We start from the raw sequence: 12,272 nt of genomic DNA, 5'->3' as shown, positions 1-12,272 counted from the left end.
TCAAATTGATTATTTATGTGAATGATAGGCAATTCTATAGACGAAACTTTAAAAAGGAAATGTTATGCGTGGTGTCAATAAAGTAATTATTGTGGGTAATTTAGGCGCTGATCCAGAAGCCCGTCAATTCAGTAATGGCGGAAGCGTGACCAATATTTCAGTGGCAACGTCTGAGCAATGGACTGACAAACAGACGGGCGAGAAACGTGAAGCCACAGAATGGCATCGTATCGTGCTATTTAATCGCTTGGGTGAGATTGCGGCTCAATACTTGCGTAAAGGCAGTAAAGTCTATATCGAAGGTAGCTTACGTACTCGTAAGTGGCAAGACCAGAGCGGTCAAGACCGTTATATCACTGAAATACGCGCTGACCAATTGCAAATGCTTGATAGTGCGGGTGGTAATCAAACGGCACCAAATAACTTTGCACCTCAAGGCGGGGCTCAAAATCAAGGTGGTCAGTCGTATGGTAATCAAGGCGGCAACAATGATTCATCTTATGGCAATCAAGCACCTGCCAATAATAATCAAAATACTTTTGCGCCGCAAAGCTCTCCTGCCGCTCAACCACAAACGCCTGCGTTTAACAATCAAACTACCACACCTGCGGGCGGCATGACGGATACACCAAAGGATGATGATATCCCGTTTTAAATCTTAGAATATATGGATTACATTGAAAAGAGCCTATATTAAATATAGGCTCTTTTTTTGTCGATATTGAATAGAAAGATGTTTCAATCAAACCTATAGTCATAAGCAACTAAATGAGATACAAGGCAACCGAGCGCAAGTACTACTCTAGTAGGCTTAGTGAGGTTAACGCTGTCGCTCTTTAGTTTGCCTACGACTATATTATTGTTCAAGCAAACCAAGCGATGCAATATCGCTTTTTATATTATTCACCACATCTTCAATATCTTGTTTGGTTAATAAAGGATTGATAGCACAGAATCTTAAAACAATTTTTTTATTCAACATGGTTGTAAAATACACAGACTGATTTCTTTGTTCTGCCATTTCGGACAATTTATGGTTAATCTCATTAATCTCTTCTTCAGTATGGCGGTCGTCATAATATCTTATATTAACAATACCTAACTGAGCAGGCGAGACAATCTCAAAGTAGTCTTCAGCACGGAATAACTGCTCAAAATATTCTGCATTTTCAAAGCCTTTATCAATGGCTCGTCTCATCTCTTTAAGACCTACTCGTTGTAGGGTGTACCAAAGGCGCATACCACGAGCAGGCGCCGTTAATTCAATCCCCATATCCCAAAAGTTAATATTAGCATCATCTGATTGAATGTCGGTTAAATATTCTGGATTTTCCATAAAGGTACGTGACATAGCTTGACGGTCTTTACAGATGACAGTAGCGCAGCCATATGATTGAAATAGCCATTTATGACCGTCCCAGCTCACTGAGTCACTACGCTCAATCCCATCTAACAGCTCACGATGAGAAGATAGTATAGCGCTCGCACCATAGGCACCATCGATGTGTAGCCAAGTATTGTAGGCTTCACTAATGTCTGCCAACTTGTGTAACGGATCAATAGAGCCTGTATTGGTGGTACCGCAAGTACCTACGATTAAGAAGGGAATAAAGCCATCTTTTTTGTCTTGTTCGATTTGCGCTCTTAAGTCATCTGGGATGATTTGAAAGCGCTCATTGGTTTTGACTTTGCGGATATTGGCTTTAGGGATACCCATGACACGGATGCCTTTTGCCACGGATGAGTGGGTTTGGTCTGAGACGTAAACGGTGCCTTTACCGAATTCCTCATCTTTCAGCTTCTCATCTCGAGCCACAATGGAGCCGGTTAAGTTTGCCATTGAACCACCAGAGACAAACAATCCGCCAAGTTCTTTGACGGGGTAACCAATTTGCTCACCCATCCAGTTAAGCAGTCTTTTTTCAGCAATGGCCATGCCCTGACTCAGCGTATGGCTACCACCATAAGGCGAATAAAAAGCATTAATCGCATCGCCAACCACAGATATGGGAGATAAGGCTAAGGGAATAAAAGAGAAAAATCTTGGGTTGTTTTGCTTGGTGCGATATTTATAAATCAGATCATGCATATCCTGTAAAACGTCATCTGCAGAACGCGACTCTTCAAGGAAGGGGATGTTTTTGATGGCGTCTTGTTTTTCTTTAGGCAAAGGGTTGAGGATGTCAGTGTTGGCAACATTGGCCTGCTCTGCAACCATGATGGGCATGAATTTTTTTAGAGTTTTTTCCGCTTCTGCCCATTGAAATAGAATTGAATTATTATTGGGTTCAGTCATTTATATTGCCTCTTATTATAGTTATGTTTAGTCATAATTATGATAATTATCATTGATATTGCCGTTATTATTGATTCAAACGATCGCTTACGATTGACAGCTTTCTATTAACAATCAATCTACTAGTCAACTAATATCTAAACCACACATTCAGCTTAGTTTGATAGTTAAACTAGGTTTACGTACAATATAACGCTGTGCAATAAAGATTTTTGTTACATGTTGTATTTTTTCAATTTAAGCGTATTTCGTTTCAAAATGACTTAATATAAGTGCTTGAATAAAAATATATGAATAAAAATACATGAATAAAAGTGGCTTAATGAAAAACTAACTCAGAGAATCATATGAAACTTTCTAAATTAGTAAAGCTTAGTGCAGTGGGTGTGGCATTATTGCTGATACCAAGGCGCAGTAGCCGACAGTCTCAGCGAAGCGCTGATGAAGGAAGCCCTAATAATAGCCATGCCAATAATGAGAAACATCCCATTCTTGATAAGCAACGTAATTTAGATGCTGATACAGACGCTGATGTTAAAGACAATGAAAATACCGATAATAACTCTTAAACAGCTTCGCTCTATTTAAACTCAATATTAGTTATAAACACACCCCTAATAATCCCTAATAATCCCTAATGATAAGGGTAACCGTGATCACCTATGCCTACTGCCACACTGGATGCAACACCATTTAACACCAACCCACTTAACGCTAATCCAATTAACGTCAAACAAAGTGAATCAATCTATCCTATGATCGACACGCATACCCACTTTGATGACGTCGTGTTTGATCACGATAGGGAGCAACTGGCGCATTCTGCTTATCATTCCGGTGTGCGACATTTGCTATTAATCGGCTATTTAGCAACCTATTTTGAACGCTTGATCAGTACGCAAGCCCAATTAGAGAACCTACAAAGCAAGACAAAACCTGTGCCAAAAGCGCATTTGACCAGCGGCTTACATCCAGCTTATATTGATGATCATAGTGAGTCCGATCTGGATTATTTGGCGGAGTTTTTGCAGCAGCACCCGCATCTTGCACTCGGCGAGATTGGCTTAGATACTTTTACGGATGCGTTAAAAGCAGAGGCGTCTGTTGCCAAACAAAAGCGCTTCTTTAGCATTCAGCTCGACTTAGCGGTGCAGCATCAGTTGCCAGTGTTACTGCATATTCGTAAAGCCCATGCCGAGTGCCTACAGCTACTCAAACATCATGCCTACGATGCGCATCAGCTTGGCGGTATTGCGCACAGCTTTAGTGGCGGTGAGCAAGAAGCCAAAGCCTTTGTAAAGCTGGGCTTTAAACTAGGGGTGACGGGTCAGGTAACGAATCCAAATGCCAAAAAGCTGCGACGTGCAATTAGCGAAGCGGTGAGCGAGTATGGTATTCAGTGCATAGTGTTAGAGACGGACTGTCCTGATATGACACCAGTTTGTTGTCAACAGGGTCATGAGCCCACCCGCAATGTGCCAGGTAATCTAACACATGTGCTACATAGTCTTAGTGATTTATTAGCGGTAGATGTGCAGATACTAGCGCCACAGTTATGGAGAAATAGCTGTGAGGCATTGAGGGTTGATTGGTCTTATCCTGAGTGAGACAATTTATTCTGAGTGAGACAGTTAATTCTGAGTAAGAAAGCTTATAAATAGCGAGAAAGGATAGAGCGGTTTAGCCCAGATTGCAGCGGATATACTTGGGTAAGCACTGAGATGCGTGCGCTTGGTAAGTGGCGATATCGTGATAGCAGAAACGACACGTACCTTTAGCGCACGCCTCAGTGCGTGCCAAGATAGTAGCGTAAAGCTGGATGAGCTCCACATTGATATTGTCTTATTTCAGTTTATAATTTTTCATTTTATGTTTTATTACCTTTATTAAAAGCACATATATTATGACATCCAAAACGCTTGATCAGGCTCAACAAACAGACACGACTCAATATGCGCGCCGTTTTCAAGGCACGCAAACTCTATATGGGCAACAGAGCTTTCACAACTTTGAACACGCACATGTTATCGTGATCGGGGTTGGTGGTGTAGGGACGTGGGCAGTCGAAGGGCTGGCGCGAACGGCGATTGGTAAATTGACCTTGATAGATATGGATGTGCTTGTCGCCTCGAATGTCAATCGACAGCTGCCGGCAATGGACTCAAGCTTTGGGGAAAGTAAAATTGAAGCAATGGCGAAGCGTGCCCGTCAAATCAATCCAAGACTTGAGCTTCACCTCGTTGATGACTTTTTAACCGCAGAGAATGTCGCTGAATTATTACCTAGTCGTGAGCACGCTAAATCGAGACTCGCTGATGGAGAGGCAACTATGATACTCGACTGTACCGATGATATGGCAGCCAAACTGGCAATTGCGCTGCATTGTCGATTTAATAAGCTAAAGCTGATTTGTGCGGGCGGTGCAGGCGGTAAAACCGACCCACTGCAAATTACGGTCAGTGACTTAAAGGACACCTATCAAGACCCATTGTTGGCGCGTATGCGCAGTAAGTTGCGCCATGAACATGGTATCAATCAACAGATGAAGGAGAAGTTTGGTATTCGCTGTGTGTATTCGACTCAGCCGCCGATTGTTAATAAGTCAGCCGATGGTAGCTGTCAGGTTGCGGGGACTGGAGGGAACGGAGGGCTGCATTGCGGCGGTTATGGCTCAGCGGTCGCTATCACCTCAGTGGTGGGCATGGTGATGGTTAGTGAAGCGTTGACGTTATTGAGTCATTAGGGTAACGGCTTTTGTAAGCTTTTGCGTTGCGGCGAGAGCCTGTCTAATAAGGCGCTGGGTAGCGGAGTGAATTGCCCCGTCATGCAGTCGGCCAATACTTGCGCGCATAGTGGAGCAAACGCATAGCCTTTTGAGCCCATACCACTCATTGTCCAGATGAGCCCAGCATCATCAACTTGCCCAACCAACGGATGATAGTCAGGTGTCTGTGCGCGGATGCCAACACGGGCGTGCCATCCTGCAAATGATTGGCTTTCTGTCGTATTGTTTAGCACAGACGCTAATTCGGGAATTGCGGAGATCAACTTATCAAGATTGACAGCATGTTCACTGTCACGGATGTTAGTAGAAATATCATTTCGCACGAAGCTTGCGCCCAGTAAAAATGTTGGGTTGTTGGGCGTCACTGGATTCAACTGTTCATCGTGATGATGGGGCATAAAGGTAGCACAATAGCCACCATATTTAAGCGGTAGCTTGGGCAGAGATGCAAGCTGATCAGCCGTGGGCTCAAACCAAGACAACTGACCTCGGATTTTGCGACATTCAAATAGTCGTGAATCCAAATATTTGCTGTCAAATGCGGCAGCAATGATAACCGCATCGGCAACGATACTGTCTTGATTTGCCACCTGAAGAGTGACGCTTTGGTTTAAGGCTTTATTTGCACCGTTAATATTGTCTGAATCTATCTCTGCTTCTATCTCTTTGGCTGTATTCTTAGCTTCATTATTATTTTCATCCTTAGCTTTACCGGTGCCTTTATTCGTGTGTTGTGCTGCGTTATTTGAGACTTCTATACGCTCAATGGTGCCTTGTTTGAAGCCAATATTCGGATGCGCTAATACAATCTCTGATAAGGCTTTTGGGTTCACTAATCCGGCTTGTGGTAGATATAAGTTTCGCTGGAGATCTTGTTGGGTGAGACCTGATAACTCTTTGGCGTCTGTAGGTGATAAGGTGGTCGCCATTTGATCAGGGTATTGAGCAATTTGTTCAACATCCACATTGGCTTTTAGCAGTAGATCGAGCGTACCGCATGGCTCAAAGACAGGACTGAAAATAGGCTCATCATTGGTTTTCTGCGTCTGACGTTGCCGATCTAATTGCCGTTCTAATTGATGGTCTAATTGACGATAAAAGCGCTCAGAGTATAAATAGCTGATACTGTGCAGATGCTCCGCCACATGTCCAATAGGCGTCATCTTCGGAGCCAGTAGAGCCCGTGGGTTTCCCGATGCGCCAGCTAAGGGCGCTTGTTTGTCAATGATAGTTACTTGAATACCACGCTGCGCTAACGCCCATGCCGACATTAAACCAGAAATACCGCCACCGATCACTGCCACATGATGATACAGGTGACGATGAACTTGACGAGTATTGTTTGATATTTTGGAATGTATCTCTTTTGGCAGATTAACTTGCTGGGTTTCATACGGTACTGTTTCAACACGCTGGTTTTCAACACGCTGGTTTTCAACACGCTGGTTTTCAACACGCTGGTTTTCAACACGCTGGTTTTCAACATGTCCATCATGACCTGACTCGTTACGTAGCAAATTATCCGTAGTGCTATCTGTCAAATCCTGATTTTTAATCGCCGTGAGCATTTCTCGTTTACGGCCAAAACCCTTGGCTTTCTTAATAGCAAAGCCGGCCGCTCTTAAGCCGCGTTTGACCACACCGGCACTACTAAACGTAGCGGCTGTGGTTCCTGACTTTGACAATCGAGCCACTTGCTCAAATATCTGATCCGCCCACAGGGATTCATTGCAAGACGGCGCAAAGCCATCTAAGTACCAGGCATCAACACTGGCTGGCATGGAATGATAAGACTGATAAGCTGGATTGGTCTGAGTCTGTGTTTGATGCGTGAGGTGAGATGTACTGCCATTTGGACCGGCCAATTTTTGTAAGCTTTGTGCCGCATCGCCAAGCCATAGGTCCAACGTCACATCACTGTCTAAATGCAGACGGTGACAGCCGGATATTAAGGTGGGGTAGAGTGCTAATAATTGCTCAATCAATGGCGATAAGCTTGGGTCTTTATGTTGCCAACTGTCAAGGCTACGGGTCAAATCGGCATGGGTTAGCGGGTGCTTTTCAGTGCTAATAAGGTGCAATCTAGGTGGGTTTGACAGACTGTCGTCATTTAGTTCAGTTGTCGAGCGAACTTTTGATTTGATCGACCGCCATAGCTGCCACGTTACGAGTACATTAAGACCTGTGCCAAACCCAAGCTCAGCAATGGTAAAAATATTAGTCTTATTGCGGGTAGAGTGACAATCGCTGTCGTTATGATTCAATGAAATGTGAACAGTTTTACTTTGACAATAGGCATTTTCAAATAACGCTAAGAAGCGTTCAGGTAGTTTATTTTGGTCAATAAAGACACATCGCGACTCTGCTAGGCCATCAGCTAAGGAATAATACACATCACCAAAGATCTCAGAGACGGGCACTAAGTTGCCTAGATCGTCCTCGGTCCAAGTGAGTTGTGCAGGCGTAACCTCATTCATTTGCATCACCCTAATGACCAGTGGCTCAATATACCAATACTCAAAATACCAATAAAGAGTCAGTCTCGAATAGTACGATTCAGTCTTGTTTTATTTTTGGTCTTAGTTTTAATCTTGGAATTGGTCTTGGTTTTCGTCCTAAGCTAAGATAGCGTTATGCGCCTACCAACGTTCACGACGGCTAAAAATAAACCACGCTAATACAAAACCTGCAAATAATGACAACACAACGGTAACTGCGCCATACATAAACAGTTGCCCACTGCGCTCATTAATCAATACGTTGACTCGAGTCTCAAGATCATTTACATCGCGTTGTAACTGAGCATTGCGACTTAGCAGTTGTTGGTTAGCATCTGACAACGATTGATCACTTGGGTGCATATTGCTTGCAAGGCTATTGGGATTGTCCAAGGCATTGCCAGTGGGTGCGCCTATAGCATTAGGATTGCCGTTAGGATTTTGCTGATCAGTTGTATTGTTAAAAGGGCTGGCGGGTGGCGGTGCTACTTGCGGATCGGTCGGAGCATTGGCGTTGACAGCCCCGTTAGTATTTTGATTATTCGCAGCAGTATTGGGTGCCGCGTTTTGAGCACTATTAGGGTTGGGGTTGTTCACCACCACTGTTGGCTCTGCGAACGCCGTCATTGGAACCATACCTACGGCTAGCGTACACACCACTGCAACAGTAGTCGCTCTACATAGTGAGAGGAATGTCTCGGTGCTAGGACGCTGGCTATCATTTACATTATGATGTGTTGCGTTAGAGTGGGGCACATCCGATCGATAGGTAAAGTTTTCAAAAGCAGGCATGGTAGTTTGATTCCATAGAGCCGGTGGCTATTTAATAGGAGGCTAATATAAGTTTAAAAGAAGGTTAACCTAATACTAATTTATTATTAATAAAATGAGCAGCTATTTAAGTAGAAGGTAACGTCTTGATAAACGGTTTAATATCGACATGGCTGTATACCCCAGCTTTTAAATACGGCTCTTCGCTGGCCCAGTCTTGAACGGCTTGTAAACTCTCAAATTCGGCAACGATTAGACTGCCTGACATGGCATCTTTACCATGTTCGATTGGGTTAGGACCGGCGATAATGAGTCGACCTTCGGACTCTAGTTGTTTTAGACGTTCGACATGAGCCGGACGAGTTTGTTGTCTAAGCTCAGTGGAGTCAGCAACATCATGACCGATAATCATAAATTGTGGCATAAAAGACCTCATATAACATGAACGCAAGTAGATAGAACGTAAGTCCGAAAAGGGATAGACGCTGATGGTGCGTTATGGCCTTTTAGACTTATCATCGCTGATTTCAGGATTGATATAGTTTTTAAGTATAACAAACTGCCCAACCATAAACACCAGCATAAAGGGTAGCCAGCCCCAGCTCTTAAAATTGATCCAAGTCTCATTACTGGTATAAAACGCAAAATAGTACTGTAGCCCTGCCATGATAATAAAATAGCCTGCCCATGCAATAGTCAGTTTGTTCCAGCCTGACTTGGTAAGCGTAAACACATTCTTCATAGCCATCTGTAATAAAGGCTTACCAATTAAGACACTGACAATAAGCGCAACCGCAAAGATACCGTTAATAACCGTAGATTTCCATTTTAAATAAATATCATCGCTAAATAGTAAGGTTAATCCACAAAATAACACGGTAAGTATGAGCGTGATGGCTTGTTGTTTAGTAAGGCGACCTTTCTGAGTGATTAAATGTATGACAGCAACCACGATCGTTGCCACTAAGATCGCCGCAGCACCCGCTAAAATGCCTTGAGTTTTGGCAAAGTAAAAAAACGCTAATAAAGGTATAAAGTCCAGCAATGCTTTCATATCGGTCACAATAAGTAAGAAGAAGGGGATGAGTCGATTCAGTTCTTAAAACCTGTATAGACTATAATGTATAGTCAAAGAAGCCTAAAATGGTTACAAGGCAACTGAGTGCAAGTAGCATCTAATACGGGAGTAGGCTTAACGAGGTTAACGCCGTAGCCGTTTAGTAGTTCGCTGACTATACGTGTTGACTATAAACGATTGAATGTAATCTGTGGCAATAGTTTACACGGCATGACCCACAAAAAAAAGGCATTGCTACGATGGAAACGTCCATTTACCAATTTTTCGACATAATAATTAATTAACCGTTACAATAACTACTTAAATAACCCTTTTAAATAATTCTTACATGAAAGCCTTTAAATATGTCAAACAGTCAGTCTCTTTCAAACTCAAGCCTTGCTTATAAACGTATCGATTTACACAGCCACAGTACCTGCTCAGATGGCAGTAACTCTCCCACCGAGCTACTACAAAAAGCCCATAATGCCAATATCGATATCTTTGCCTTAACCGATCACGATACCTTAAAGGGTATTCCGGAAGCCAAAAAAGTCGCTGAACAGTTGGGCATGACTCTAATCAATGGGGTGGAAATAAGCTGTCAACATACCTTAACGGGTGGCTATGGCAAAAATAAAGAGAAAGATAAGGTGATCCACGTGCTTGCTTTGGGGTTTGATAACTTCGATGAAATGAATGCCACATTGACTCATATTCAGACCAGTCGTGGCAACCGGGGTCGCATGATTGTTGAAAAAGTCGCTGAATTAACCGGTTATGATTTTGATGAATTATGGCAAGCAGTATTAGACAAAGCAGATGGTAATGCCGATGCCGTTGGACGGGCGCATATCGCCAGAGTTATGTTGGAAAAAGAGGTGGTTCCCACCATGCAAAAGGCGTTCGATAAGTATCTAGCCGATAATAAAGCCGCTTATGTTCCTATCGAAACCTTAAGTATGCAAGACACGATTCGTTTAATACATCGCTGTGGCGGTAAGGCGGTATTGGCCCATCCTACCCGCTACAATTTATCTGCCACCCGTGTGCGAAAGCTCATTGCTGAGTTTGCTCAGTTTGGCGGTGATGCTTGTGAGTTACCGAGTATTGATGAGCCGATTAGCAAGCGTCGGATGGTAGACCGCTGTATCGCCGAGCATGGTCTACAGGTCTCTACCGGTAGCGACTTTCATGGTACCAGTATGCCTTGGCGTCGATTGGGGGATGTCCCAAGCTTAGCGGAAGGACAAACCCTAGTCATCGAAGATATGATTGCCTAATTTAGCGTTGCAAATGTTGGACTAAGCTTGCGAGCACACTGGTGGCAAAGCTACCTGTCGGTAAGCTAAACGCTAACGTCAGGTTTGGGTTTTGTGAGTGCGTGTGCAAGTCACCGGTATCCCAAGACCAATCCAAGTCACTAATTGGCATACGCAGTGCACGGCGCATGGTTTTGATTTGTCTGGCTTTAAGACCTTGAGCCAAACGTTGCAGCACCGGATTTTCGTTAATAACGGCCTCTTCTAACGCTTTAGCAACCCCCGTAACTTTGTCATTGTTAATGCCCCAAAGTGGTCCTGTTGGATGAATGTCACCAGTCGCTAAGCGATTGCGTAATTCATCATCAAGTTGCTCAGTAGCAAACACTGAGCCTGAGCCATCTAAGTTGAATACATCACCGTCTAATCCCATATGCCAGCTATTATCTGCCACGCGCTTGCTTAGTATCTGATTAAAAATAGCACTTCGGGCAGAGGATAGTATTATCGACTGTCGATCACGGCTCTTTTTCGGATGCGGCTTTCGCCCGTTGATGGTACCGTGCTCAAACCACTCAACCGCGTCAGCGATATTGCTGCCGTTACGACCAAAGCGCTGTTCCCCAAAGTAGTTGGGCACGCCTTGTCCTTTAATCACATTTAACAGCTCATCGACTGCGTTTTGATTAGATGCCACATCAGGGTCGAGCTCAATATCACGCAACACGATAACGAAGTGATTGGCGTCGTGCGTGCCTCTATTAAGCTTCTTGCTGTGCCAAACTTGCTTAAGTATTTCAATGCTTTCTGTAGGTTGATTTTGAGGTTGATGGGATTGATGTTGATGATGTTGATGCGATTGAACTGATATGTCCTGTGTTGATGCCGTTGATGCGATAAAATCACTAAACGTCGTTGCTGGTAGCTCTTTTTTGGGAAGTCGCAGGCTAAACCATTGAGTGGTCACGGCTTGGCGGTCTTTTAAGCCCGAGTAGCCCACATCACGGCTTGATATTTTAGCCCATTTGGCCAGTTGCTCAGCGACATAACTGGTGTTCATCCCCGTCTTTTTAATCAGCATCCATAAGTGCTCACCCTCACCACTGAACTCAATATCGAGCACTTCAGTGACCTCAAAGTCTTGAGGCGTTTGTTTAAACGTTGCCTTCAAAATAGGCGGTCGATAAGGCTGTGCTAACTGACTGGTATCGGTTAATTGCTTGATATCATCGGGTGACAGTATCGTTTCAAGAGGGCGGGTATCGGTCATAAAACACTCAGATTGGAAGTTTGCAGTGATAATATCATGGATAATGGCTTATGTTGTCAGTACGGGTTTTAAGATTAAAATTTTGTGGGAGCTAATCTCGCTTTTTCGCTATATCTGCCAGATTAGGCGCAGCGATGACTAAGTGTTGGCAAGTCACTTGCTTCGCGTTGCCTTGCCAACACTTGTCATAGCAGCACGCCTAACCTAGCAGTATACCGCTACAATCGAGGCTAAACCGCACTCTCTTTTTACGCTCACGACGGTATTCCATACCTTTTTTTAAAATAACCTATCCTTTTCGGGTTTGGTCAGTCTCAGTCAGACTCATTGAAC

11 protein-coding genes are annotated in these 12,272 nt (G+C 43.7%); 5 read left to right on the top strand and 6 right to left on the bottom strand.

The annotated features are described in order from the left end of the window. Positions 1-64 precede the first annotated feature (64 nt). Complete coding sequence (gene ssb / locus AC2SLT_RS07390) at positions 65-655, top strand: single-stranded DNA-binding protein (RefSeq protein ID WP_486547011.1); 591 nt, start codon at positions 65-67, stop codon at positions 653-655. 201 nt (positions 656-856) lie between these two features. Here the strand turns inward: ssb and AC2SLT_RS07385 are convergent, their stop codons facing one another. Beyond that, a complete protein-coding gene (locus tag AC2SLT_RS07385; RefSeq protein ID WP_486547010.1) occupies positions 857-2,296 on the bottom strand; it encodes a pyridoxal phosphate-dependent decarboxylase family protein in 1,440 nt (479 codons plus the stop codon). Between the two features lie 347 nt (positions 2,297-2,643). Between AC2SLT_RS07385 and AC2SLT_RS07380 the strand changes: the two genes are divergently transcribed. The 3 genes from AC2SLT_RS07380 to AC2SLT_RS07370 all read left to right on the top strand — a co-directional run bounded on the left by AC2SLT_RS07380 (position 2,644) and on the right by AC2SLT_RS07370 (position 5,039). Next, a complete protein-coding gene (locus AC2SLT_RS07380; RefSeq protein ID WP_486547009.1) occupies positions 2,644-2,865 on the top strand; it encodes a hypothetical protein in 222 nt (73 codons plus the stop codon). Between the two features lie 186 nt (positions 2,866-3,051). Continuing rightward, on the top strand, positions 3,052-3,903 hold the full coding sequence (locus tag AC2SLT_RS07375; protein WP_486547054.1) for a TatD family hydrolase: 852 nt from the start codon (positions 3,052-3,054) through the stop codon (positions 3,901-3,903). A gap of 296 nt (positions 3,904-4,199) precedes the next feature. Beyond that, positions 4,200-5,039 (top strand): tRNA threonylcarbamoyladenosine dehydratase, encoded by an 840-nt coding sequence (locus tag AC2SLT_RS07370; RefSeq protein WP_486547008.1) that lies wholly within the window; start codon positions 4,200-4,202, stop codon positions 5,037-5,039. Here AC2SLT_RS07370 and mnmC2 read toward each other — a convergent pair. From mnmC2 to AC2SLT_RS07350, 4 genes are all read right to left on the bottom strand, one after another. Further along, positions 5,036-7,558 carry a tRNA (5-methylaminomethyl-2-thiouridine)(34)-methyltransferase MnmC2 gene (gene mnmC2, locus AC2SLT_RS07365; protein ID WP_486547007.1) on the bottom strand — a complete coding sequence of 841 codons (2,523 nt, stop codon included), beginning with the start codon at positions 7,556-7,558 and terminating at the stop codon, positions 5,036-5,038. The two genes, AC2SLT_RS07370 and mnmC2, sit on opposite strands and share 4 nt — an antisense overlap. Positions 7,559-7,720: 162 nt before the next feature. Next, positions 7,721-8,371 (bottom strand): hypothetical protein, encoded by a 651-nt coding sequence (locus tag AC2SLT_RS07360; RefSeq protein WP_486547006.1) that lies wholly within the window; start codon positions 8,369-8,371, stop codon positions 7,721-7,723. Positions 8,372-8,477: 106 nt separating this feature from the next. Then, on the bottom strand, positions 8,478-8,774 hold the full coding sequence (locus tag AC2SLT_RS07355) for a YciI family protein (RefSeq protein WP_486547005.1): 297 nt from the start codon (positions 8,772-8,774) through the stop codon (positions 8,478-8,480). A gap of 72 nt (positions 8,775-8,846) precedes the next feature. Further along, a complete protein-coding gene (locus AC2SLT_RS07350; RefSeq protein ID WP_486547004.1) occupies positions 8,847-9,404 on the bottom strand; it encodes an inner membrane-spanning protein YciB in 558 nt (185 codons plus the stop codon). Between the two features lie 368 nt (positions 9,405-9,772). Between AC2SLT_RS07350 and AC2SLT_RS07345 the strand changes: the two genes are divergently transcribed. Beyond that, on the top strand, positions 9,773-10,690 hold the full coding sequence (locus AC2SLT_RS07345) for a PHP domain-containing protein (protein ID WP_486547003.1): 918 nt from the start codon (positions 9,773-9,775) through the stop codon (positions 10,688-10,690). Between the two features lies 1 nt (position 10,691). Here the strand turns inward: AC2SLT_RS07345 and truD are convergent, their stop codons facing one another. Next, positions 10,692-11,939 (bottom strand): tRNA pseudouridine(13) synthase TruD, encoded by a 1,248-nt coding sequence (gene truD / locus AC2SLT_RS07340; protein WP_486547002.1) that lies wholly within the window; start codon positions 11,937-11,939, stop codon positions 10,692-10,694. Positions 11,940-12,272: the final 333 nt, after the last annotated feature.

The organism is Psychrobacter sp. CX18, assembly GCF_057396215.1.
This window is presented reverse-complemented; position numbering and strand designations above follow the sequence as displayed.